Source organism: Klebsiella sp. HMSC16A12, assembly GCF_001808265.1.
In the GTDB taxonomy this organism is placed as follows: domain Bacteria; phylum Pseudomonadota; class Gammaproteobacteria; order Enterobacterales; family Enterobacteriaceae; genus Klebsiella; species Klebsiella pneumoniae.
The window spans coordinates 1-21830 of the sequence record NZ_KV792544.1 but is presented as its reverse complement, the minus strand read 5'-3'; the positions used below and the strand labels follow the sequence as shown (position 1 = coordinate 21830).

Annotated in this window: 27 protein-coding genes and 1 pseudogene; 14 read left to right on the top strand and 14 right to left on the bottom strand. The window is 54.9% G+C overall.

Features of this window, described 5'->3' with window-relative positions:
- Positions 1–10: 10 nt before the first annotated feature.
- Positions 11–937, bottom strand: coding sequence for a helix-turn-helix domain-containing protein (locus tag HMPREF3140_RS04145; protein WP_021314206.1), 927 nt, complete (start codon positions 935–937; stop codon positions 11–13).
- Between the two features lie 310 nt (positions 938–1247).
- Here HMPREF3140_RS04145 and kbvR point away from each other — a divergent pair, with 310 nt between their 5' ends.
- Positions 1248–1859: a LuxR family transcriptional regulator KbvR gene (gene kbvR, locus HMPREF3140_RS04140; RefSeq protein ID WP_021314207.1), complete on the top strand. Its 612-nt coding sequence runs from the start codon at positions 1248–1250 to the stop codon at positions 1857–1859.
- Positions 1860–1889: 30 nt separating this feature from the next.
- Here the strand turns inward: kbvR and HMPREF3140_RS28125 are convergent, their stop codons facing one another.
- Complete coding sequence (locus HMPREF3140_RS28125; protein ID WP_139104297.1) at positions 1890–2009, bottom strand: small membrane protein; 120 nt, start codon at positions 2007–2009, stop codon at positions 1890–1892.
- Positions 2010–2409: 400 nt separating this feature from the next.
- On the opposite strand from HMPREF3140_RS28125, the gene HMPREF3140_RS04135 reads away from it, so the two are divergent.
- Entirely contained in the window at positions 2410–3627 is a 1218-nt protein-coding gene (locus HMPREF3140_RS04135; protein WP_021314208.1) for a diguanylate phosphodiesterase, read from the top strand.
- 20 nt (positions 3628–3647) lie between these two features.
- Here the strand turns inward: HMPREF3140_RS04135 and HMPREF3140_RS04130 are convergent, their stop codons facing one another.
- From HMPREF3140_RS04130 to HMPREF3140_RS28600, 3 genes are all read right to left on the bottom strand, one after another.
- Entirely contained in the window at positions 3648–4160 is a 513-nt protein-coding gene (locus HMPREF3140_RS04130; protein ID WP_002903810.1) for a 2-oxo-tetronate isomerase, read from the bottom strand.
- A gap of 165 nt (positions 4161–4325) precedes the next feature.
- Positions 4326–4799, bottom strand: a complete 474-nt coding sequence (locus HMPREF3140_RS04125; RefSeq protein WP_002903808.1) for an Hsp20 family protein — start codon at positions 4797–4799, stop codon at positions 4326–4328.
- Positions 4800–5244: 445 nt separating this feature from the next.
- Positions 5245–5346 carry a hypothetical protein gene (locus HMPREF3140_RS28600; RefSeq protein ID WP_223174615.1) on the bottom strand — a complete coding sequence of 34 codons (102 nt, stop codon included), beginning with the start codon at positions 5344–5346 and terminating at the stop codon, positions 5245–5247.
- On the opposite strand from HMPREF3140_RS28600, the gene HMPREF3140_RS29545 reads away from it, so the two are divergent.
- From HMPREF3140_RS29545 to HMPREF3140_RS04110, 3 genes are all read left to right on the top strand, one after another.
- Positions 5306–5401 carry a YnaM/YnfT family protein gene (locus HMPREF3140_RS29545; RefSeq protein ID WP_271229884.1) on the top strand — a complete coding sequence of 32 codons (96 nt, stop codon included), beginning with the start codon at positions 5306–5308 and terminating at the stop codon, positions 5399–5401. The two genes, HMPREF3140_RS28600 and HMPREF3140_RS29545, sit on opposite strands and share 41 nt — an antisense overlap.
- 219 nt (positions 5402–5620) lie before the next feature.
- Complete coding sequence (locus HMPREF3140_RS28595; protein ID WP_004225117.1) at positions 5621–5743, top strand: hypothetical protein; 123 nt, start codon at positions 5621–5623, stop codon at positions 5741–5743.
- 67 nt (positions 5744–5810) lie between these two features.
- Positions 5811–6446 carry a helix-turn-helix transcriptional regulator gene (locus HMPREF3140_RS04110; RefSeq protein WP_023286395.1) on the top strand — a complete coding sequence of 212 codons (636 nt, stop codon included), beginning with the start codon at positions 5811–5813 and terminating at the stop codon, positions 6444–6446.
- Here the strand turns inward: HMPREF3140_RS04110 and HMPREF3140_RS28120 are convergent.
- On the bottom strand, positions 6443–6565 hold the full coding sequence (locus HMPREF3140_RS28120) for a small membrane protein (protein WP_004143611.1): 123 nt from the start codon (positions 6563–6565) through the stop codon (positions 6443–6445). The genes HMPREF3140_RS04110 and HMPREF3140_RS28120 overlap by 4 nt on opposite strands.
- 54 nt (positions 6566–6619) lie before the next feature.
- Positions 6620–6747, bottom strand: a pseudogene (locus HMPREF3140_RS28590) (hypothetical protein).
- Between the two features lie 171 nt (positions 6748–6918).
- Here HMPREF3140_RS28590 and HMPREF3140_RS04095 point away from each other — a divergent pair.
- Entirely contained in the window at positions 6919–7593 is a 675-nt protein-coding gene (locus tag HMPREF3140_RS04095) for an SOS response-associated peptidase (RefSeq protein ID WP_004176282.1), read from the top strand.
- 50 nt (positions 7594–7643) lie between these two features.
- Here the strand turns inward: HMPREF3140_RS04095 and HMPREF3140_RS26895 are convergent, their stop codons facing one another.
- The gene (locus HMPREF3140_RS26895; protein ID WP_223203126.1) at positions 7644–8414 is read right to left on the bottom strand and encodes an AraC family transcriptional regulator; all 771 of its coding nucleotides are present in this window, start codon (positions 8412–8414) and stop codon (positions 7644–7646) included.
- A 99-nt stretch (positions 8415–8513) separates the two neighbouring features.
- Here HMPREF3140_RS26895 and HMPREF3140_RS04085 point away from each other — a divergent pair, with 99 nt between their 5' ends.
- Complete coding sequence (locus HMPREF3140_RS04085; RefSeq protein WP_002903735.1) at positions 8514–8900, top strand: nuclear transport factor 2 family protein; 387 nt, start codon at positions 8514–8516, stop codon at positions 8898–8900.
- Between the two features lie 77 nt (positions 8901–8977).
- On the opposite strand, the gene dcp is transcribed toward HMPREF3140_RS04085, so the two are convergent.
- On the bottom strand, positions 8978–11023 hold the full coding sequence (dcp, locus tag HMPREF3140_RS04080; protein WP_016946663.1) for a peptidyl-dipeptidase Dcp: 2046 nt from the start codon (positions 11021–11023) through the stop codon (positions 8978–8980).
- A 130-nt stretch (positions 11024–11153) separates the two neighbouring features.
- Here dcp and ydfG point away from each other — a divergent pair, with 130 nt between their 5' ends.
- Both ydfG and HMPREF3140_RS04070 read left to right on the top strand, forming a co-directional pair.
- The gene (gene ydfG / locus HMPREF3140_RS04075; protein ID WP_002903733.1) at positions 11154–11903 is read left to right on the top strand and encodes a bifunctional NADP-dependent 3-hydroxy acid dehydrogenase/3-hydroxypropionate dehydrogenase YdfG; all 750 of its coding nucleotides are present in this window, start codon (positions 11154–11156) and stop codon (positions 11901–11903) included.
- Positions 11904–11994: 91 nt separating this feature from the next.
- Positions 11995–12681 carry a GntR family transcriptional regulator gene (locus HMPREF3140_RS04070; protein WP_002903730.1) on the top strand — a complete coding sequence of 229 codons (687 nt, stop codon included), beginning with the start codon at positions 11995–11997 and terminating at the stop codon, positions 12679–12681.
- A 50-nt stretch (positions 12682–12731) separates the two neighbouring features.
- Here the strand turns inward: HMPREF3140_RS04070 and HMPREF3140_RS04065 are convergent, their stop codons facing one another.
- The 4 genes from HMPREF3140_RS04065 to HMPREF3140_RS04050 form a co-directional block, all read right to left on the bottom strand.
- The gene (locus tag HMPREF3140_RS04065; RefSeq protein ID WP_002903728.1) at positions 12732–13163 is read right to left on the bottom strand and encodes a universal stress protein; all 432 of its coding nucleotides are present in this window, start codon (positions 13161–13163) and stop codon (positions 12732–12734) included.
- Between the two features lie 264 nt (positions 13164–13427).
- Entirely contained in the window at positions 13428–14891 is a 1464-nt protein-coding gene (locus HMPREF3140_RS04060) for a mannitol dehydrogenase family protein (RefSeq protein WP_021314212.1), read from the bottom strand.
- A 263-nt stretch (positions 14892–15154) separates the two neighbouring features.
- On the bottom strand, positions 15155–16438 hold the full coding sequence (locus HMPREF3140_RS04055) for an MFS transporter (protein WP_002903724.1): 1284 nt from the start codon (positions 16436–16438) through the stop codon (positions 15155–15157).
- Between the two features lie 114 nt (positions 16439–16552).
- The gene (locus HMPREF3140_RS04050; RefSeq protein ID WP_004219442.1) at positions 16553–16915 is read right to left on the bottom strand and encodes a YnfA family protein; all 363 of its coding nucleotides are present in this window, start codon (positions 16913–16915) and stop codon (positions 16553–16555) included.
- Positions 16916–17023: 108 nt separating this feature from the next.
- Here HMPREF3140_RS04050 and HMPREF3140_RS04045 point away from each other — a divergent pair, with 108 nt between their 5' ends.
- Together HMPREF3140_RS04045 and speG are read left to right on the top strand one after the other, a co-directional pair.
- Positions 17024–17365, top strand: coding sequence for a DUF1283 family protein (locus HMPREF3140_RS04045; protein ID WP_002903720.1), 342 nt, complete (start codon positions 17024–17026; stop codon positions 17363–17365).
- 78 nt (positions 17366–17443) lie between these two features.
- Positions 17444–18004 (top strand): spermidine N1-acetyltransferase, encoded by a 561-nt coding sequence (speG, locus tag HMPREF3140_RS04040; RefSeq protein ID WP_004179730.1) that lies wholly within the window; start codon positions 17444–17446, stop codon positions 18002–18004.
- On the opposite strand, the gene HMPREF3140_RS04035 is transcribed toward speG, so the two are convergent.
- The gene (locus tag HMPREF3140_RS04035) at positions 17998–18708 is read right to left on the bottom strand and encodes a YnfC family lipoprotein (protein WP_070552855.1); all 711 of its coding nucleotides are present in this window, start codon (positions 18706–18708) and stop codon (positions 17998–18000) included. The genes speG and HMPREF3140_RS04035 overlap by 7 nt on opposite strands.
- Positions 18709–18809: 101 nt before the next feature.
- Here HMPREF3140_RS04035 and HMPREF3140_RS04030 point away from each other — a divergent pair, with 101 nt between their 5' ends.
- The 3 genes from HMPREF3140_RS04030 to HMPREF3140_RS04020 form a co-directional block, all read left to right on the top strand.
- A complete protein-coding gene (locus HMPREF3140_RS04030; protein WP_002903714.1) occupies positions 18810–19079 on the top strand; it encodes a DUF1161 domain-containing protein in 270 nt (89 codons plus the stop codon).
- 150 nt (positions 19080–19229) lie between these two features.
- Positions 19230–21665, top strand: a complete 2436-nt coding sequence (ynfE, locus tag HMPREF3140_RS04025) for a selenate/tellurate reductase subunit YnfE (RefSeq protein WP_070552854.1) — start codon at positions 19230–19232, stop codon at positions 21663–21665.
- A 10-nt stretch (positions 21666–21675) separates the two neighbouring features.
- The coding region (locus HMPREF3140_RS04020; protein WP_049124291.1) for a 4Fe-4S binding protein at positions 21676–21830 on the top strand (155 nt) is incomplete at its 3' end.

Below are 21830 nucleotides of genomic sequence, written 5' to 3'. Positions count from 1 at the left end.
TCCGGCCACCTTAACTTCGCCCCGGCAAAGGCCCTGACCCACTACCGCTGTCAGACCGCAGACCCGCTGCCGACAGCGTCACCGGGATAAAATAGCGTACGCGATAGCGCCTGTCCCCTGCCTCTTCGCCTTCCGCATGGCGGGTTATAAAACATTCAATGTCATAGCCGTCCCGACGACTTACCCCCAGGGATGGCAGCAGCTCCATATACAGATCGCTGGATAAACGAGCATAACGTGACCAATTGCCGTAGAATTCAACCCCGACATAAAGCCCTGACCGGGTGGTCAGCGAGCTGTTCATGGCCAGCGCGGGGGGCAGCTTTCCCGCCTCATGACAGCCGACAAAAGCGTTAACCTCGACGTTAAGCTCATTTTTACTCGCCGCGGCGTAGTCGGAAAGTACGGAAAGCGAGCCTCCGCCAGCGGTGAAAAAACGGTCAACCTTTTGTCTGATGCTCGTCTTAGCGGTGCTTTGCAACACCAAATCCGACAGGCGCAGTTCATACTTCATTGGATAGCCGTAATAGACCTGTTCCGGCAGAGAAAAAAAACGAGCCAGAGGTAGGCTCTCTCCGTCCGGGTGAAACTTTTTCAACAGCTTTGCCGTGTCCCAGTGCGCCGCGCAACGGTATTCACGTGGCGAGAGCGAAAAGCGCTTCTTAAACTCCCGGGAAAAGGTCTGCGGCGAGTCATAGCTTAACTGCCAGGCAATAGCGGCGATCGGTTGCCGTGTTAAGCGCAGACTGACCGCTGCGATGGTCAACCGCCGTAGACGAATATACTGCCCGATAGGTAACTGGCCATACTGGTAAAACACGTCGTACACAAACCGACGCGAATAGCCCATATACTGCGCCAGGTCATCGATCGCCGGGTTACAATAGATATTATCCTCCAGCCACGCCAGCATTTTCAAATAGAGCATCTGCTTCATAAGTACGGCATACATCCTGTATTCTTGTCCTCCGCTAATTTTAACAACAGAGCGCGGCTATCACTAAGCTTTTTATGCATCGCAAAAATAAAAAAACAGCAAACGGCTTTAAATAGTGACAAATATATGCTTAAGGTTTTGTTTATTAGGAACTTTCGCATATCAATATACCGTTATCTCACTTTCCCCACCAGATATTGCATTAATGGAAAACATCCCTTAGATTACCACGGCTAAAAATAGCACCTGCATCATCATTATATTCTTTAATTTATCCAGATATGTTTTTTAATGCCCACAGGGAAGTTATATGACTAATTTTTTGTTCAATATAAAAAATCACTATTTGCGAGTCGCTATTGCTGAACTGGTTGATGAAGCGATGAAGGCCGCCGGGCGGTCACACTATCAGTTTTCTCAACAATGGGATGCAGGATCGATGGCGCAAGCTGATGTGATATTCACGGAAATGGTCGCGGGGGAGTGGTACTTGTGCCAGGATCTTTTTCAGCATGCCCCGGAACAATATACGCTTTTTATTTTCCCGGACAATGAACACGCTACCGTAGATGAGGGTTTACCGAATTGTCTGCAGCATGCGGTATTTATGCCGCCTCACGGTCGCGTTCAGCGGCTGAAAGATGAGATAGCTAACGCCATTGAGCGTCCGCTGCTACCGCGGCAAGACCCGCCGTTCAATCGTCTGCGGCGTTGCATTAATTGCGCCTGCAGGTCGGTCAGCGACGCGCAAACCAAAGTCATTTACGCCTTCAGTATTGGCCTGAGCCCGCATGAAGTCGCCGCTGCGCTAAATATTAGTCCCAAAACGATTCATTCACATAAAAAGAATATTATGAGTAAATTTAATTTGAATAGCCGTCAGCAGTTTAACAACCTTGAGCAACTGCTCGCCAAACGCTGATATAACTCGTCGTTTTATTTTGTCAAACAATCATCTTCTGGAACGGAAAACATACCGTCTCTTGCGCCTTTCCGGAATATAGGAAAAGCCACTCCATAAAGAAATGATGGGACATAAAATCAGACACAAAATAATAAAGAAGTCGCTCATATCAAACCTGACAAAAGAATTTAATTTAGAGTGATAATATTCACTCGATTATATTCAGGCAAGACCAGCGCCTCATTTTTGAGAGTGGGAAATAGAATGGTAGGATAATTCCTGGTAGCGAATATTAACAGGTAAAATAAGACGCAGCGCCAGTGTCTGAGGAGGGAATGAGAGGCCTGTTAGCGTCTTTTTGCATTGAGGATGAGAAAAAGATAGCCAAATGTGTAATTCCCTGTAAAGTGGAGGGAATCACAAAGTGAAGCTCGCGTTCCGCGTAGCGGACATCACGGTTGGTTGAATGTTTGTACATATCAGCCTCGCCCTCCTTTAGGGTCAGGCCATACTCATCTTGCATGCTGAGCGCGGATGTTCTTACGCCGCGGGAGCGATCGTAACAACTATGCTAACCACCCTGATTTACCGCAGCCAGGTTCATCCTGACCGCCCGCCCGTCGATCTCGACGCTTTAGTCCATCGCGCCAGCAGTAAAAATTTGCCCCTTGGCATCACCGGCATTCTGCTGTTTAACGGCCTGCAGTTTTTCCAGGTCCTGGAAGGGACTGAGGAGGCACTTGAGTCGCTGTTCAGCGAAATCCAAAGCGACCCGCGTCATCGCGACGTAGTGGAGCTGATGCGCGATTACTCAGCCTACCGACGTTTTCACGGCACCGGAATGCGCATACTGGATCTCCGGCTGTTTGAAACCGATGGCGCGCTGGAGGAAATTCTGCGCTTTAGCACGTTTGGGGTCACCGAACCGGTCAACGACCGGATGTTCCGGCTGCTTAGCGCCTTCATTGCCGACGGCGGCCGCTATTGCCTGCCCGAGCCGCTGCAGCCCTCTCGCTGGATGATGATGCCCGCGTCAGGTACGGCCGCGCCGCAGCACCTGCCCGGTCAACCTTGCCAGTTTGCTCTGCAGGCTATTGTCGAGCCGGCTAAAAAGCGAGTTTCTTCCTTTGAGGCTCTGATCCGCAGCCCAACCGGCGGCTCTCCCGTGGAAATGTTTGCCGCCATTGCGGCGGAGGATCGCTACCGTTTTGATATTGAAAGCAAAGCGTATGCATTCGCTCTCGCCGGCCAGCTGCCGCTCGGGAAACATCAGCTGGCGATTAACCTGTTGCCCGGATCGCTGTATCACCACCCTGACGCCGTAGGCTGGCTGATGGACAGCCTGCTGGCGGCCGGCCTCAGACCGGATCAGGTACTGATCGAGGTGACCGAGACAGAGGTGATCACCTGCTTTGACCAGTTCCGCAAGGTGCTCAAAGCCCTGCGCGTCGCGGGCATGAAGCTGGCCATCGACGACTTTGGCGCAGGTTATTCCGGCCTGTCGTTACTGACCCGTTTTCAGCCTGATAAAATCAAAGTGGATGCGGAACTGGTGCACGATATCCATATTAGCGGCACCAAACAGGCGATTGTCGCCTCGGTCGTCCGCTGCTGCGAGGATCTTGGCATTACGGTGGTGGCTGAAGGTGTCGAAACCCTGGAGGAGTGGTGCTGGCTGCAGTCGGTGGGCATTCGCCTGTTTCAGGGCTTTCTTTTTTCCCGACCCTGCCTTAACGGCATCGGGGAGATCTGCTGGCCGGTAGCGCGCCAGGCAATGGACCTGTAAGGCCGCGCACCCGGGCATCGTCACTGCCAGTGGGCAAGCTTTTCGCTCAGCGCCGCCAGGGCATATCGTACCGCTTTCGCCACCACGGTCTCACAGTCGCCGGCAAAGCACATCCGTTTGGTTTCAGTCTGGCCACGAAAATTCCAGGCAAACCATACCGTGCCGGCGGGAGTACCATCTTCCCCGCCCTCCGGTCCGGCGTAGCCGCTGACGGCGATGGCGATATCGGCCCCGGCGAGCGCCAGAATACCAGAGGACATCTCCTGAACGCAGGCTTCGCTGACGGCGCTGTGTACCGCCAGGGTTTCCGCGCGAACCTGCAGCACGTTGCGCTTGGCTTCATCGCTGAAGGTCACTACGCCGGTATCATAAAATGCCGCGGTATCCGCCTGGGCACAGAGCGCTGCCGCCAGATTCCCTCCGGTGCAGGACTCCGCCGTGGTCAGTCGCCAACCGCGCGCGATCAGCGCCCGAGCCACTTCAGCGGTTAGTTCATGCGTATTGTTTGCGTCGCTATCGATCTCGTCAGTCATTCTTCCTCCTCGCCGAAATTGAAAGAAATAGCAGACTCACTGCGTCTGTTAACAGAATAGCATATCGATTTCTTTGTCGTCGGGGGGCCATTTATATTTTCAGGGGGAAAGGATAAAGGCCCGCAGGGCGGGCCTTTAAGGTTACATCGTCGGAACAACGGTGAATCAAACTTTATGTTCTATCACGCGCCCCTGATTCTCGATCGCAATTTTACGCGGTTTTTCGCTCTCCGGGATTTCCTGGTGGATGGCTATTTTTAAGATGCCGCTATCCAGCTGCGCCTGATTAATTTGGGCGTGTTCAGGAAGAGAGAAACTGAGCTGGAAATTAGCACGGCGGATACCTTTATAAATCCAGCGTTCACCGCTGTCTGTCGAGGCATCGGTTTCCTGGCGTTTCCCGGAAATATGCAGATTCCCCCCTACGGTTTCTATTTCCAGCTCATCATCTTTCCAGCCAGGCACGCTGACGCTGAGCAGGAAATTGCTGTCGTCGACTTTCTGTAAATCATAAGCCGGTAAAGTGCCCACCGGCGTATCGCCCGTTAACTGGCTGAAAAGACGGTCAATACGATTAAAGCGATCGGCAAAAAGAGAATCAGCAAATACCGGGAGTGCTGACAAGGTTTTGAGTGCCATAATTAACCTCCTGAATATCCATTCAAAAGCTCAACATAAAGGCAAGCATTGCTTGTCCGCTATATAAAATAATATCTAAGGCGCGTTTTTCAAGACCCGAAATAAAAAAATTTTCTTCGCCAGCCTCAGTGAAAAATAAGCATGCCGCTGGCGAAGTTACCCCCGCCCGACGGCGGGGGCTGTGGCGCTTCTGAGTCCCATAACTGATGCTGTTTAACATTCAATAAACAGAAGCGACATGTATATATAACTTGTTTAAGGGGATGTCAACGTCCGAATCGCTCCCCCCTTGCCGTTGTGTATTCTCCCCTTGAACAGCGCGGTTAGCAACCCGGCTGCCTGTCAGAATCCCCTTGCCAACAGCGGCGCTTCGACGTGGCATTCGCCTTGTTGCCGTCAACCGGACGCCGCTAGTGAAAATATACCCGGCCGGGTAAGGAACCTTTCATCCGACACCGTGCCTAATGATCTGCATACGCACTTTCTGAGGCACCGCCATGGCCAGCATTTTTATCTCAACCACCCTGTTCGCCCTCTTCGCGTCGATGTTGATCGGCCTGGGAATGGTGTGGAAAAGCATTTCCAACAATCCTGATAACTGATTCTGTTGTACGCCGTTGCTGTTCACTCTCCGCAGCGGCGGGTCTACCCCGCCCCTTTTTATCAATGACCACCCCAGGTTTCGCTCAGGCGCAATCTCCTCAAGGACCCGCGCCTGCAAAAGGTATTTTTGAAAAAGCAATTCATACAGTGAATAAGTAACTCTGATTAATATATTTGAGACCAGAATTAACGCATGCAATATAAGCAATTTAAGCAGTTTGTGCCAAATTAGCGGTCATGCCCGCGCAACGCTAAAAAATAAGCCATTGATTAATATACCATTAATTTTACTCGCCAGCTCAAAGTCCAAAATTAGACTTATTGCATTTGTTGATTATTAGAAATATCCTAAAGGCATACGCATTTAATTTTCTCCACTTTAAATGCATGACAACTTTCACGATCGCCATGACTATGCCTGATATTTTAATTAACACTGAAAACATATTTCTTAATCGCGGAATTTGCGAACTGCTTAGCGAGATCGCGAAGGAAGAACACATCCGGGAACCGTATTCCGTTGTGGACTATTCCACAGATATATTAGGTCCGATTGATATGCTGTTCACAGAAATGGCCGCTGGTGAACATTATCTATGCCACCCGTTTTTCAAAAAACTCCCTCCGCACACGTCTATTTTTATTTTCGTCGCCACCGACAGCGCTTTGCAGGTTGAACGGTTACCACTTTGTCTACGCGATGCCACTTTTATCAGCATGAACAGCGACTTGCGCCGCGTAAAAAATCAGATTGCAAAACGTCTGACGGAGTCGACAACATCTAGTTGCGGTGGGCTGGAAAAAGACAGCAGACGCTGTGTCAAATGCCCTCGGTTAACCTTGACCAAATCACAACTTTATATTATCGATGCGATCAGAACGGGAATGAACAATCAGCAGATAGCGCAAGAACTGGGCATCAGCCATAAGACGGTCTTCTCTCACAAAATCAATATTATGAAAAAATTCCAAATAGCTACCAAACAAGAGTTAACGAGATTCTCATCTGTTGCTCTTGCGCTTTCCGCAGGAAGGATCGGTTAACGTCGGAATTTATTAAAGCGCATCTTCATTTTTCTTCTTTCTCTAACATAGGACAGGCCAAAAAACAAAGATGTAAACAATAACACCACCGCCAGGACTAATAATAGTAAGTTACTCATAACAACCTTTTAAAAGATAAAGATGATTTTTTAAATAATAAGGGGTGGATGTTTTCAAATACAACCCAGCGACAACCATTTCAGACAAAGGTAAAACTCCGTGCGATAATTCTGAAAGATAAAAAAAGAGTAAAAACGATTTCCTTTATCAGACAGGCGTTAGGGTAATAACGATGAAGCATAAACGGACGATGCCAGGCCTAACGCCCAGCGTGTACTGTCGCGACGTCAGGCAAGATGACGGCCTGAAATAATGGTCTACTGACGTGGAAGGAGCGTGGTATTTGGGCAGGTGAAAACACCGTTTTGCAGCTGTTCTATACTGTTAGTCAGACATCACGCTGGAGGTGGCTATGTGCGGACGTTTTGCGCAAGCACAAAGCCGGGAGGAATACCTGGCGCATCTCGTGGAAGCGGCCGAACGAGATATTGCCTGGGACCCGGCGCCTATCGGGCGCTATAACGTCGCGCCCGGGACAAAAGTTTTACTCCTCAATGAACGCGATGAGCAACTCCATCTCGATGCCGTTTACTGGGGCTATGCGCCAGGATGGTGGGATAAACCGCCGCTGATTAATGCCCGGGTTGAGACTGCAGCCTCCAGCAGGATGTTCAAGCCGCTGTGGGAGCACGGACGGGCGATCTGCTTCGCCGACGGCTGGTTTGAGTGGAAAAAGGAAGGAAATAAAAAGCAGCCATACTTTATCCAGCGTAAGGATGACCAGCCAATTTTTATGGCCGCGATTGGTCGGACTCCGTTCGAACGTGGGGACCATGCCGAAGGATTCTTGATCGTGACGGCCGCCGCCGATCGCGGTCTTGTCGATATTCATGACCGTCGGCCGTTGGTCCTGACGCCTGAAGCCGCCCGCGAATGGATGAGGCAGGATGTCACCGGCGCGGAAGCGGCGGAGATTGCCAGCGACGGAGCCGTTTCCGCCGACGATTTTACCTGGCACCCGGTAACGCGGGCGGTCGGCAATGTGAAAAATCAGGGGCCCGAATTACTTGCCCCTCTCAGCCCATGACAAACGTAATCAAAGCGGCGGATAACGCATCATATTCAGCGAAGAGATAATTAAATTTTATACCGCCCTGGAGTAGTGCCGAACATCCGACGGAACAAGCCTATGAAGGCACTCACATTGTCATATCCCAGATCCAGCGCTATCGCCGTCACTGGCTTGCCGGCAGCCAGTAGCTCAAGAGCCCTGAGTAAGCGTATCCGCTGTCGCCATTCATTGAAGCTAAAACCCGTTTCGGCTCGGAATCGTCGCGTGAGGGTGCGTGATGACATGCCGGCCCAGGCTGCCCATTCTTCCAACCTGCGCCCGTCGTCCGGGTTTGCTGACAGCGCCTGCGCGATTCTGAGCAATCGGCTATCTTGCGGCATTGGAAGCCCAAGATTAACCCTGGGAAGGGAACCAATTTCATCAAGAATAACGCCAGCTAAACGTTTTTGGGACGCATTAAGCTCTACACCTTGCCATGCAGCCGCTCGCGTTATCGCTTCACGCAGCAGATTTGTCATTGAGAGAACAGATGGCTTATCAGGTAGCTCGCCACAGGCTTTGGCAGAAACATAAACACTCCATCCTGAATATGGACCGTGCGAGCGCAGGCCGTGCGGAACACCTGGCGGTATCCAGACGGCATGTGTTGCCGGTACCACCCAGCGACAATCACCGCCATCGACCGTAAGTAGCCCACGTATGGCACCGATTAACTGCCCACAGCTGTGATGGTGGCGTGGAGTCTCCCGTATTACCTCAGACTGACGTACCGCGACGAGTAAAGTGGGTCCCTGGGGGGAAAACACCGGTTCGAATGGAATCAATGGATCGTGCATATTGGCGTGTTTGAGGTGTTTAATGTCTTTTATACCGTACTGAAGCCAGTTAGTCGATTGTAAAGTATTCATCGCTTTCACAGAGGACTAACCATCAAAATGATTACTATTACTAGGGTATTGGATGACATTATCAACCACCAACAGATACCACTGGATCGGATACTCAGTCGCTATTTTAGTCCCGGTTATCGGCAGCGTACTGATAACAAGTGGGAAGGATTAGATGGCTTTGCTCAGCATGCGCGTAGACTCCGGGAAATTATCGCCTTCGCTAAAATTGAGTTACATGACGAACTTCGTAACGGGAATCTTTATGCCACAAGGCATCGCGTTCTGTGCACCAGGCGCAGCGGAGAAGAGGTGGACATGGAAGTTTATATGTTCGCTGAAATAGATGATTCCGGGCGCTTCATTCGTATCGAAGAAGCCACGTTAATGCTTAAAGGGAGAGAGAGCGATAGAGATTTAGGCAGCGTGAGGTAAAAGAAATATAAGGTTACGACTAGATCAGACAAAAAACCGGGCAGCGCGCCCGGTTATCTTGTCAGACTAAAATTGCCCTACGCACTCAACCCGCGATTTTTCAGCATCGGCTCAATCTGCGGATCGTGTCCGCGCCACTGGCGATACAGTTCAGCTAAATCAGTGCTGTTCCCGCGTGATAAAATCGCCTCACGGAAACGCTGACCGTTCTCACGGGTCAAACCGCCCTGCTCCACGAACCATTGATAGCCGTCGTCGGCCAGCATCTGGGTCCACAGATAGGCGTAATAGCCTGCCGCATAGCCGCCGCCGAAGATATGGGAGAAATAGCTGCTGCGATAGCGCGGGGGGACCGCCGCCAGATCCAGGTTCTCTTCCCGAAGCACCAGCTGCTCAAACGCGTCCACCTCCTCCGGTAATGCCGAGGTCGACAGGCTATGCCACCGCATATCGAGTAACGCAGCAGCCAACAGCTCGCTCATGTCGTACCCTTTATTGAAGGTTGCCGCACGCAACATATTGTCGCGTAGCGCCTGCGGCATCGGCTCCCCGGACTGGTAGTGCTTCGCGTAGTGGGCAAACACCTGCGGCTGGCTGGCCCAGTGTTCGAAGATCTGCGAAGGAAATTCGACAAAATCGCGCGGCGTGTTGGTCCCCGAGAGACTGGCGTAGCGCTGGCTGGCGAACAGCCCATGCAGGGTATGGCCGAACTCATGAAACAGGGTGATCACCTCATCCCACGACAGCAGCGCGCTTTGCCCTGCCTGCGGGCGGACGTAGTTGCAGACATTGTAGATAACCGGGCGCTGCGCGCGCAGAGTCGACTGTTCGACAAACACATCCATCCATGCGCCGCCGCTCTTTGAGTCACGAGCGTAGTAGTCACCGTAAAACAGCGCCATCCCTTCGCCGTTGTGATCGAAGATCTCCCAGACCCGCACATCCGGGTGATAGACCGGTATATCGAAGCGCTCAACAAAGCGCAGCCCAAAGAGCTGCGTTGCCGTCCAGAAGACGCCGTCGTGCAGCACCCGCTCGAGGGCAAAATAGGGTTTGAGCTGCGCGTCATCAATGGCATAGGCAGCCCGCCGCACCTGCTCGCTGTAGTAAAGCCAGTCCCATGCCGTCGCGCGAAAACCCCCGCCTTCGTTGTCGATCACCTGCTGGATGTCCGCCAACTCACGTTCCGCCCGCGCCCGCGCCGCCGGCGCGATCTGACGCATAAAGCCCAATGCCTCCGCCGGGGAAGCCGCCATTTGATCGGTCAGCGCCCAGCTGGCGTAATCAGCGGCTCCCAACAGCTCAGCCTGCTGCGCGCGGATCGCCGCCAGCCGCAGTACCAGGTCACGCGTATCATGCTCATCGCCCTGCTGATTGCGGGTCCAGCCGGCGGCGAAGAGATTCTCCCGCGTTTGCCGGTCGCGCAGCGCAAGCAGCTGCGGCTGCTGGGTGGTATTGGTCAGCGTCAGCAACCAGCGGTCGCTAAGCCCTCTTTCACGCGCTGCGTCAGCCGCCGCCGCTATCTCCTCATCGCTCAGGCCAGCCAGTTGATGCCTGTAATCAACCACCAGGCCGCCGCTTTTTGCCGCTCCCAGCAGTCGCTGCTGGAACTGACTTTGCAGCGTAGCCGCTTCGGTGTTCAGTGTGCGCAGCGCCGCCTGCTGCTCGGGAGCCAGCGTCGCCCCGGCGTGAACAAAACGTTGCCACGTCAGGGTCAGGAGACGATAGGACTCGCTGTCCAGCGCCAGCGCATCGCGCTGCTCGTAGACGCTGTTCACGCGCTGAAACAAGGCCGCATTAAGCCAGATGTCATTCCCCAGCTCGGCGAGTTCGGCGGAAAATTGTTCATCCAGTGATTGAATATAAGGATTGGTATGGGCGCCAGCCATGGCGAAAAAGACCCGCGTCACCCGCGCCAGCAGCTGACCACTCTGCTCCAGCGCCTCGAGCGTGTTGGCGAAACTGGCCGGCTGCGGATTGTCGATAATAGCGCGAATTTCGGCCCGCTGCTGCCGGACGCCCTCATCAAACGCCGGGCGATAGTGGCTGTCGTCAATCACATCGAACGGCGGCGCCTGGTAAGGCAACGTACTGACGCTAAAAAAGGGGTTTCGTTCGGACATCTTTCTCTCCTGTACAGGCTAATGCTGTAAGATTAGGCCTCTCCTTAAGGGGTCGCAATGATTTCCGTTACCGGTCGCCGCCTGTGCGTGCTATGGTATGAAAACACAAAAAGCGTTGAGGAACAGTAAGATGATTATCATGGTCACCGGCGCCACCGCCGGTTTTGGTGAAAGTATTACTCGCCGTTTTATCGCTAACGGTCATAAAGTGATTGCCACCGGTCGTCGTGAAGAGCGCCTGAAGACGCTGAAAGACGAGCTGGGCGATAACCTTTATATCGCGCAACTTGACGTCCGCAACCGCGCCGCCATTGAGACGCTGATTGCTGACCTGCCGGCCGAGTGGCAGGCTATCGATGTGCTGGTGAACAACGCCGGCCTGGCGCTTGGTCTGGAGCCGGCGCACCGCGCCAGTGTGGAAGACTGGGAAGATATGATCGACACCAATAATAAAGGGCTGGTGTACATGACCCGCGCCGTGCTGCCGGGGATGGTGGAGCGCAATCGCGGCCATATCATCAATATCGGCTCTACGGCAGGCAGCTGGCCTTACGCCGGCGGAAACGTCTATGGGGCGACCAAAGCCTTTGTCCGTCAGTTTAGCCTCAATCTTCGTACCGACCTGCACGGCACCGCGGTGCGCGTGACCGACATCGAGCCGGGTCTGGTGGGCGGCACCGAGTTTTCTAACGTCCGCTTTAAGGGCGATGACGCTAAAGCCGAAAAAGCTTACGAAAATACCCAAGCGCTAACGCCGGAAGATGTGACCGAGGCGGTCTGGTGGGTCGCCACCCTGCCGAAACATGTCAACATCAACACCCTGGAGATGATGCCGGTGAGTCAGAGCTTTGCCGGACTCAGCGTTCACCGTCAGGGCTAACCGTCAGCCACCCGGCCTGCGGGCCGGGTATGGGCGGAAACGCAAAAAACGCGTAAAATAGTGCGCATAACCCCCTAAAAAGTAACCATCAATGGCCGCAGAATCGCAACTGAATCCGACGCAACCCGTCAATCAGCAAATTTATCGCATCCTCCGCCGGGATATCGTTCACTGCCTGATCCCGCCTGGTACACCGCTGTCGGAGAAAGAAGTCTCCGTGCGTTTTGCGGTGTCTCGTCAGCCGGTGCGCGAAGCCTTCATTAAGCTGGCGGAAAACGGACTTATCCAGATTCGTCCCCAGCGCGGTAGCTACGTCAATAAAATCTCATTGTCGCAGGTGCGTAATGGTTGCTTCGTCCGCCAGGCGATTGAGTGCGCGGTGGTTCGCCGTGCCGCCGGCATGATTAACGAAGAGCAACTTTATCAGCTGGAACAGAATCTTCACCAGCAGCGTATTGCCGTTGATCGGCAGCAGTTAAACGACTTTTTCCTGCTCGATGATGAATTTCACCAGAAGCTGTCGATTATCGCCGACTGTCAGCTGGCCTGGGAGACGGTGGAAAATATTAAAGCCGCCATCGATCGCGTCCGCTATATGAGTCTGGACCATGTCACCTCTCCGGAGATGCTTCTGCGCCAGCATCATGAGATTTTCACCGCGCTGGAAAAACGCGATGCCGAGGCGGTAGAAAAAGCCATGAGTATCCATTTGCATGAAATCAGCGAATCCGTACTGCTGATTCGCCAGGAGAACCGCGACTGGTTTAGTGAAGAATAAGAGTCAGACGGCTGCCGGCATGGCCGACGCAGCCGTCGTCATTGAAGGGATTATCTAACGACCAATACCGGCGTTTTGGCGTAGCGCAGAATTGACTCGGCGTTGGAGCCCAGCAGATGGGTGGAGATCCCCGGTTTGCGGGAACCAATCACAATGACATCGAACTCTTCGTTGTTACTGATAGCCAGAATTTCGTCACGCACGTTGCCAAAGACTACGCGGGTATGGATCCGCGTCATGGGGATGGCGAACAGTCGCGCCACCTCGCGCATTTTTTTCTCCGACTCTTCTTTCATATAGGCTTCAAACTTACGAATATCCGCCGTAAAACCGCGCAATAGCGAACGGCTGCTGTTCGGCAGAACGTTGAGCAAGGTGATCTCGCCATTTTCGGCCGAAGCGAGAAATTCCGCGTGACGCACCGCTTTATCGCTTAAATCCATTTCAAAGACATCAACAGGCAATAAAATTTTTTTATACATGGCCCGTACTCCTTTTGCAGAGAAAGTTCTTTTTCAATAACTTAACTATGCCATTATTGCGGTGAAATACCAGCCATTGTTCGGAAAAATAACAGCTAATTGTCTTTAGTAAATCAGGGAAATATAGAGTTATGTATAGACATTGCGTTCGATCATATTCTGCGTCTGCTAAAACCGATCGCTAGCAAAAAATAGACATCAGCAGAGTATCGTAGAAATAACTGAAGAGCCGGTGTCGACCCCGGGACCGACACCGGAAAAAGATTATTGCGCGGCGGCCCACGCGGCGACGGTAGCTTTAGCCCCCTGCCGCTGCAGCGCTAAGTAGGCGCGGGTCACCGCCGTGACAAAGCGTGACTCCTGCGGCAGTTCGACGCCGAAAATAGCCTCAATACCCAGCAGCGCTTTGACTCGCGCTTCGCCATCGGCGCTGGCAGCCACCGCTTGCTGGATAACCGGCAACAACGGGTCGCATATCTCGATTGACTGGCCCGCATCGTCAACGCCGCCAACGTAACGCATCCACCCTGCCACGCCCAGCGCCAGCAGTGTAAAATCACGCTGATGCACCAGATGCCAGCGTATGGAGTCCAGCATGCGCTGGGGCAACTTCTGGCTGCCGTCCATGGCTATCTGCCAGGTACGGTGCTTCAGAGCCGGATTGCAGTAACGGTCAATCAGCAAACTGGCATAGCGTGACAGATCCACCCCCTGCACCTTCAGCGTTGGTGCTTGTTCGTCCAGCATCAACGACAGCGCCGCGCGACGGTAGTTATCGTCCTGCATACAGTCGTTGATATGCTGATAACCGGCCAGATAGCCGAGATAAGCGAGGAACGAATGGCTACCATTGAGCATTCTCAGCTTCATCTCTTCGAAAGGCACCACGTCGGCGACCAGTTCCGCTCCCGCTTTCTCCCACTGCGGACGTCCGGCAACAAAGTTATCCTCAATCACCCACTGACGGAAAGGTTCGCAGGCCACCCCGGCCGGGTCGCGCACCCCGGTCAGCTGGGTAATTTTATCGAGGGTTTCGGCAGTCACCGCCGGGACAATCCGGTCCACCATCGTCGACGGAAAGGTGACATTCTGCTCTATCCATGCGGCAAGATCCTCGTCTAAAGCCCGGGCGTAGGCGCAGACGACGTTGCGCATCACGTGACCATTTTCCGGCATGTTATCGCAGGACATCACGGTAAAAGCAGGCAGGCCGGCCGCCCGGCGGCGAGATAAGGCCTCCACCACTACCCCCGCCGCCGATTTTGGCTGGTGCGGGTTATGCAGATCGGCGGCGATCAGCGGGTGATCGAGCTGCAGTTCGCCGCTGGCTGGCGAATGGCAATAGCCTTTCTCAGTAATCGTCAGGGAGACAATGGCCACCTGTGGCTGGCACATCGCCGTCAGCACCGCTTCGAGACCATCAACCCCGGCGTGCAGCGCCTGCTTCACCACACCAACCACGCGCGCGGTCCAGGCGTCGGCGGACATTTCGGCGACGGTATACAGCAGATCCTGCTGCTGGAGATCGGCGATCTGCTGCTCGCCGCCAATCAGATTAACTTCGGTGTAGCCCCAGTCGCTGCCGTGCTCGCTGGCCAGTATATCGGCATACACAGCCTGATGAGCGCGATGAAACGCGCCAAAACCAAGATGAACGATACGGGGGATCAGTGCGCTGCGATCGTAGGTCGGCAGCGTGGCGTTAGCGGTTAAGAGGGTGTTTTCCATGATGACTCTCGTTGTTATGTAGCCCATCAACCATTCTCGGGGAGAACTCTCGAGGAGAATGCCTTTGTGCCTCAACCATCTCACGCAATTGGTATAACATCTTTGATTTCTGTCAACTACCATACAAGAAGATCTCGCCTGATAAAGCACGGGGCACGTGGCTGCAATCGCCGCAGTGACAGGATAGCGCAGGTAACGGGAGGAGAAGAACATGGCGGCCGCGCGTCCCTGCGGGCCTGCTGTTGACGAATCGCCGAGCGTTGCTAATCGATGCGAGTTTTGACGATAAAGAAGTAGCACAGCGCCCCGGCAAAGGTCACCCCGGCGGCGATCACCAGCGCCAGATTGAAAGAGTGAGTCGTATCCACTACCCAGCCGGTCACGATCGGCGCGAAAGAGGCAAACACAAAGCTGCCGAAGTTCTGGATCGCCGCCACCGAAGCCACTTTATGCTCCGCCACCATTACCTGCACCAGCCCCCAGGCGGACGTCCCGGCAAAATGAACGCAAAACAGCGCCATGGAGATAAAAGCCACCGCCTGGGCTGGCGTGGACGATTGCACCACCAGCAAGGTGCCCAGCGCCGACAGCACCAGACCGATAACAATCGCCGTTTTGCGGGTTTTCGCCTGATCGTAGCCTCTGCGCGCCAGGGCATCGACCACCAGGCCGTTGACCCACATCCCCACCGCCGCGGCAAGAAACGGGATCGCCGCCACCCAGCCGGTACGGGCCAGGCTTAACCCCTGCTGCGCCTGCAAATAGCCGGGCAACCAGGCGATATACAGCCAGCCGGTGTAGTTCACACCGGAAAAGCCGAGGATCATCCCCCAGGTAGTCCGCCGTTTAAACAGAGCCAGCCATTCGCTAAACTTCAGCGCCGGGCGGGCCGCCTCCTCACTGGCCAGATACTGCTGCTCCTCCTCCTGCAGGGTAAACTGCCGACGGTTACGGTAGCCCACATACCAGCACAGGCCGACCACGATCCCGGCTAAACCAATCACCACAAACATCGTTCGCCAACCCCAGGCCAACTGCATGATGACCAGGGCCGGCGGGGCGATAGCCTGGCCCAGCACCGTCGAGGAGTTGAATATTCCCACCGCCGTGCCGCGCTCTCTTTGCGCATACCAGTCGTTGATCGATTTCACGCCGGCTGGCATAAACGGCGCTTCGCCGATCCCGAGGCCAATGCGCAGCAGAATAAAATGCGAGAACGAATTGACCATCCCGGTCAGGGCCTGCATCGCGGACCAGAAAATCAGCCCGGCGCCCAGCACAATCCGTGGTCCCAGGCGATCCAACAAAATACCGGAGGGCAGTTGCGCGAAGCCGTAGGAGAGCGAAAAGGCGGAGAGCAGCACCCCAAACTCGGTGGCGCTAAGGCCCAGGTCGGCGCGTATCGCCTCCCCGGCGACGCTCAGCGAAGAGCGGTCAAGAAAGTTGACGATACCGGCGATAAACAGCAGCGTCAGGGTGATCTTCTGCACCCGACGGATGCGTAACGGCGTCGCCCCGGTCCGGGCGGCAAGAGTCTCGATAGCCATCGTTGTTCCTTACAGAGTCATACTTAAATAGGATGTCTGATAAGTAAGGCAACAGGTCGACTACCATACAAGAATTAGGGTTGAAAAAAGCGGCAGGGATCACACATGACGGGCTTAGGCCCGTCCCCACCCCGCCACGATGATTAGCATACCGCACAGGGCGATGGCCGCGCCCGCCCAGTCATAATGGGTTAATTTGACCCCATCAACGACCCGCAGCCAGAGCAATGCGGTACAAACGTACACCCCACCGTAGGCGGCATATACCCGCCCGCTGGCGGCCGGATGGAGCGTCAGGAGCCAGACGAATAGCGCCAGCGCCAGGGCGGTGGGGATCAGCAGCAGCGGCGTTGCCCCGCGCTTGAGCCATAGCCACGGTAGATAACAGCCGACGATTTCACACAGAGCGGTAGCAAAGAACAGCAGCGTTGTTTTGAGCATTAAAAGATTCGTAAAAGAGACAAAGCGTTGAACCATTCTACGCGATAATGGCCTCTGCCCCACGCTGTTTTGCCGGCTATGCCCGACAAAAGAGCTGTAGTAAACTGAACCTGAGGGTTAACCCATCACTTAAAGGAAATCGTGATGAACATGACACTGAATAAACGCTGGTGCCTGACCGCCATTCTGGCGTTAAGCGCTGTGGTCTACACCTCCAGCTCCTATGCCGCCACCGACCGGCTGGTGATTGAATCTGGCGACAGCGCGCAGAGCCGTCAGCAGGCGTCGATGGAAAAAGAGCAATGGAACGACACCCGCAGCCTGCGCCAGAAGGTGAACAAACGGGCGGAAAAAGAGTGGGATAAAGCCGATGTCGCTTTCGACGCGCAGGATAACTGCCAGAAGAGCGCCAACGTCAATGCCTACTGGGAGCCAAACACCCTGCGCTGTCTTGACCGTCGCACCGGCCGCGCGATCAATCCCTGAGCCGCTCCCTGACCACGCTGGCGCCTGCGGGCGCCGCCTTTCTGTAATCCCTTTTCCGTTTTGACCACAGGAATCTCCATGACCGACGCGCTACACGTCAAACTCCGCCCGCTTGAGCGCGAAGATTTGCGCTTCGTCCACCAGCTCGATAACAACGCCAGCGTCATGCGCTACTGGTTTGAAGAGCCGTACGAGGCCTTCGTTGAGCTCTCCGATCTGTACGACAAACATATTCACGATCAAAGCGAGCGCCGCTTTGTCATCGAATGCAATGGCGATAAAGCCGGACTGGTGGAGCTGGTTGAAATCAACCATGTGCACCGCCGGGCCGAGTTTCAGATCATCATCTCCCCCGACTTCCAGGGAAAAGGTCTCGCCACCCGCGCCGCACGCCTGGCGATGGACTATGGCTTTACCGTGCTCAATCTGTATAAGCTGTATTTAATCGTTGATAAAGAGAATGAAAAAGCGATCCATATTTACCGCAAGCTCGGCTTTATGGTCGAGGGTGAACTGATCCATGAGTTTTTCATTAACGGCGAGTACCGCAACACCATCCGCATGTGCCTGTTCCAGCACCAGTATCTGGCCGAGCACAAAACGTCCGGGCCGTCCCTGCTGAAGCCGACGGCTCAGTAATAATCGATACGGTTTTTAATGGTGTAGTGGCGGGTCAGCGGCGGCTGGACGCTTTCATCGATCACCTGCAGCTCACAGCTCAGCGGATTGTCGTGATCGTCGTAGTCGCAGGTCTGACGCACCGTGCCCAGCGTGCGATCGTTGAAGGTGCTGATGGCGGTATAGTCCAATTTCTTACGCGGATCCTTTGACGGCGTTGAGGCGACGGTAAATCGCTCCTCTTTGGCGGTGGTGGTTTTTCCCAGCGGATAGCCATCGCTGTCATAGCGGTAGGTGGCGGTGGTCTCTTTGCCGCGTGCGCTGATAATAAAACCGTTATCATCCGTCTCCCAACTCACCCCGGAGGCAGGCATCTCCGCCAGCTGACACTTGCCCTGCAGGCGCAGCCGCTTCTCGTGGGTGCGCCCGTCGACGTAATAGTTGGCGTCCAGCAGCAGCGTGGCGCCGGTTTTGTTCTCCACATCTTCCAGGGTCAGCAGATCGAAACACCCTTCCCTGGAGAGCTGAGCGCTCACCTTCTTGACCACCACATCGTGTTCATCCAGCAGCGTCTGGCTAAAATCTTTCACCGGCCCGCGCAGGGGATCAAACTCAAACTCATTGGAAAAACTCGCCATTTCCGGGGTGAAGGCGTCCGGGGCGCTTTTACGGTCGCATGCCGTCAGCAGCAGCGCTGCCGGGATCAGCCAATACAATCTTTTCACAGACGATTCCTTTTGTGTACATCCGATCATATTAGCAAATACAATTGTTTACACCAGTTCTGCTATGCTTAAATCTGGATAACATCGATAAGGAGCGTAAGATGAAACTATCCCTCTGCACCGGCGCTGCGCTACTGCTGTGCTCCACGGCCGTACTGGCGGCTCCCGACTCCTGTGAACGGGTCAAAAGCGACATCCAGCAGAAGATCATCAACAATGGCGTACCGGAAACCGCCTTCAGCCTGGCCATTGTGCCAAACGATCAGGCAGACCAGCCCGGGGTTCAGGTGGTCGGTCATTGCGCCAACGACACCTTCAAAATCACCTATACGCGTAACAGCGACAGTCCCGCCGAAAACGACGCTCAGTAAGTCCTCTTCGGTTTCAAATGAAAGATCTTATCCCTGCATTGACCAGGGATAAGGTCTACTGGCTACCCATAACGTATTATCGCTCACCCCTGCGTCTGTTAATGGCACAGCGGCCCTTCTCCGTACAACATAACGATCATGGAGTGAGCAATGTCGAATCAGGAATCTCCCGGCGGCGTCAGCCGACGCGCGCTACTCAAATCCACAGCCCTCGGCTCCCTGGCGCTGGCCGCCGGCGGGCTGACCCTGCCCTTTACGCTGCGCCGCGCCGCGGCGGCGGTACAACAGGCTACAGGCGACACAACCCGCATTGTCTGGGGCGCCTGCTCGGTTAACTGCGGCAGCCGCTGCGCCCTGCGGCTGCACGTGCGTGATGATGAAGTGGTTTACGTCGAAACGGATAACACCGGCGACGACCGCTACGGCGACCATCAGGTCCGCGCCTGCCTGCGCGGGCGTTCGATTCGCCGGCGCATCAATCATCCGGATCGCCTTAACTATCCCATGAAGCGCGTCGGCAAGCGCGGAGAAGGCAAATTTGTCCGCATCAGCTGGCAGGAGGCGCTGGATACCCTCGCCGACCGCCTGAAGAGCGTGGTAGCGCAGTATGGCAACGAAGCCGTATACATTAACTACTCTTCAGGGATCGTCGGCGGCAACATCACCCGTTCGTCGCCTTCCGCGTCGCCGGTAGCGCGTTTAATGAACTGCTACGGCGGCTCGCTTAACCAGTACGGTACCTACAGTACTGCGCAGATTGCCTGCGCCATGCCCTACACCTACGGCAGTAACGACGGCAACAGCACCTCGGATATTGAAAACAGCAAGCTGGTAGTGATGTTCGGCAACAATCCGGCGGAGACCCGGATGAGCGGCGGCGGCATTACCTGGTATCTGGAGCAGGCCCGCGAGCGCTCTAACGCGCGAATGATCGTCATCGATCCGCACTACACCGATACCGCCGCCGGTCGGGAAGATGAGTGGATCCCCATTCGCCCCGGCACCGACGCCGCGCTGGTGGCCGGTATCGCCTGGGTGTTGATTAACGAAGATCTAGTGGACCAGCCTTTCCTTGATAAATACTGCGTTGGCTACGACGAGAAAACGCTCCCGGCCGGGGCGCCGGCGAACGGTCACTACAAAGCCTATATCCTCGGCGAGGGCGACGACGGGATCGCTAAAACGCCGCAGTGGGCCTCGCGTATTACCGGTATCCCCACCGATCGCATCATTAAGCTGGCGCGCGAAATCGGCATGAGCAAGCCGGCCTACATTTGCCAGGGCTGGGGGCCCCAGCGCCAGGCAAACGGCGAACTCACCGCCCGGGCGATCGCCATGCTGCCGATCTTAACCGGCAACGTCGGCATCAACGGCGGCAATAGCGGCGCCCGCGAATCAACCTACACCATCACCATTGAGCGCCTGCCGGTGCTGGAAAACCCGGTGAAGACCGCCATCTCCTGCTTTACCTGGACCGACGCCATCGCGCGCGGTCCAGAGATGACCGCCAGCCGCGATGGCGTACGCGGAAAAGAGAAGCTGGATGTGCCGATCAAGTTCCTGTGGAACTACGCGGGCAACACCATCATCAACCAGCACTCCGACATCAATAAGACCCACGAAATTCTGCAGGATGAAAGCAAGTGCGAAACCATTGTGGTTATCGACAACTTTATGACCTCGTCGGCGAAATACGCCGACCTGCTGCTGCCCGACCTGATGACCGTTGAGCAGGAGGATATCATTCCTAACGATTACGCCGGCAATATGGGCTATCTGATTTTTATTCAGCCCGCCACCTCAGCGAAGTTCGAACGCAAACCGATTTACTGGATCCTAAGCGAAGTGGCGAAACGGCTCGGCGACGACGTGCATCAACGTTTTACCGAGGGACGTACCCAGGAACAGTGGCTGCAGTATCTGTACGCCAAAATGGTGGCGAAAGATCCGGCGCTGCCGGCCTACGAGGATCTGAAGCGAATGGGCATCTACAAGCGCAAAGACCCGAACGGCCACTTCGTCGCCTATCGCGACTTCCGGCACGATCCTGAAGCGCATCCGCTCAAAACCCCGTCCGGCAAAATTGAAATCTACTCCAGCCGACTCGCAGAGATTGCCGCCCGCTGGCAGCTGGAGAAAGACGAAGTTATCAGCCCGCTGCCGGTCTACGCCTCCACATTTGAAGGCTGGGACGATCCGCTGCGCAGCCAGTATCCGCTGCAGCTGTTTGGTTTCCACTATAAAGCGCGCACCCATTCCAGCTACGGCAACGTTGATGTATTACAAACGGCCTGTCGCCAGGAAGTATGGATCAATCCGCTTGACGCGGAAAAACGCGGGATTAAAAACGGCGATATGGTGCGCGTTTTTAATCAGCGCGGCGAAGTCCGTCTTCCGGCGAAAGTGACGCCACGCATCATGCCGGGGGTCTCGGCGATGGGCCAGGGCGCCTGGCACGACGCCAATATGACCGGAGATCGGATCGACCATGGCGCCTGCATGAATACCCTGACCACCCACCGCCCGTCGCCGCTGGCGAAGGGGAATCCACAGCATACCAACCTGGTCGATATCGAGAAGGTTTAAGGAGTAAACCATGAGCACGCAATATGGATTCTTTATCGACTCCGCTCGCTGTACCGGATGCAAAACCTGCGAGCTGGCCTGTAAGGACTACAAGAACCTGACTCCGGAGGTCAGCTTCCGCCGGATCTATGAGTATGCCGGCGGCGACTGGCAGGAGGACAACGG

Coding starts and splice junctions, on each gene's coding strand:
- HMPREF3140_RS04125 (WP_002903808.1), bottom strand. CDS start 4,799: ATGGCACTCAAAACCTTGTCAGCACTCCCGGTATTTGCTGATTCTCTT.
- HMPREF3140_RS28125 (WP_139104297.1), bottom strand. CDS start 2,009: ATGAGCGACTTCTTTATTATTTTGTGTCTGATTTTATGTCCCATCATT.
- HMPREF3140_RS04145 (WP_021314206.1), bottom strand. CDS start 937: ATGAAGCAGATGCTCTATTTGAAAATGCTGGCGTGGCTGGAGGATAAT.
- ydfG (WP_002903733.1), top strand. CDS start 11,154: ATGATTATCATGGTCACCGGCGCCACCGCCGGTTTTGGTGAAAGTATT.
- ynfE (WP_070552854.1), top strand. CDS start 19,230: ATGTCGAATCAGGAATCTCCCGGCGGCGTCAGCCGACGCGCGCTACTC.
- HMPREF3140_RS04065 (WP_002903728.1), bottom strand. CDS start 13,163: ATGTATAAAAAAATTTTATTGCCTGTTGATGTCTTTGAAATGGATTTA.
- HMPREF3140_RS04095 (WP_004176282.1), top strand. CDS start 6,919: ATGTGCGGACGTTTTGCGCAAGCACAAAGCCGGGAGGAATACCTGGCG.
- dcp (WP_016946663.1), bottom strand. CDS start 11,023: ATGTCCGAACGAAACCCCTTTTTTAGCGTCAGTACGTTGCCTTACCAG.
- HMPREF3140_RS04135 (WP_021314208.1), top strand. CDS start 2,410: ATGCTAACCACCCTGATTTACCGCAGCCAGGTTCATCCTGACCGCCCG.
- HMPREF3140_RS04060 (WP_021314212.1), bottom strand. CDS start 14,891: ATGGAAAACACCCTCTTAACCGCTAACGCCACGCTGCCGACCTACGAT.
- HMPREF3140_RS04085 (WP_002903735.1), top strand. CDS start 8,514: ATGATTACTATTACTAGGGTATTGGATGACATTATCAACCACCAACAG.
- HMPREF3140_RS04045 (WP_002903720.1), top strand. CDS start 17,024: ATGAACATGACACTGAATAAACGCTGGTGCCTGACCGCCATTCTGGCG.
- kbvR (WP_021314207.1), top strand. CDS start 1,248: ATGACTAATTTTTTGTTCAATATAAAAAATCACTATTTGCGAGTCGCT.
- HMPREF3140_RS04070 (WP_002903730.1), top strand. CDS start 11,995: ATGGCCGCAGAATCGCAACTGAATCCGACGCAACCCGTCAATCAGCAA.
- HMPREF3140_RS04130 (WP_002903810.1), bottom strand. CDS start 4,160: ATGACTGACGAGATCGATAGCGACGCAAACAATACGCATGAACTAACC.
- HMPREF3140_RS04030 (WP_002903714.1), top strand. CDS start 18,810: ATGAAACTATCCCTCTGCACCGGCGCTGCGCTACTGCTGTGCTCCACG.
- HMPREF3140_RS04110 (WP_023286395.1), top strand. CDS start 5,811: ATGACTATGCCTGATATTTTAATTAACACTGAAAACATATTTCTTAAT.
- HMPREF3140_RS26895 (WP_223203126.1), bottom strand. CDS start 8,414: ATGCACGATCCATTGATTCCATTCGAACCGGTGTTTTCCCCCCAGGGA.
- HMPREF3140_RS04055 (WP_002903724.1), bottom strand. CDS start 16,438: ATGGCTATCGAGACTCTTGCCGCCCGGACCGGGGCGACGCCGTTACGC.
- HMPREF3140_RS28120 (WP_004143611.1), bottom strand. CDS start 6,565: ATGAGTAACTTACTATTATTAGTCCTGGCGGTGGTGTTATTGTTTACA.
- speG (WP_004179730.1), top strand. CDS start 17,444: ATGACCGACGCGCTACACGTCAAACTCCGCCCGCTTGAGCGCGAAGAT.
- HMPREF3140_RS04050 (WP_004219442.1), bottom strand. CDS start 16,915: ATGGTTCAACGCTTTGTCTCTTTTACGAATCTTTTAATGCTCAAAACA.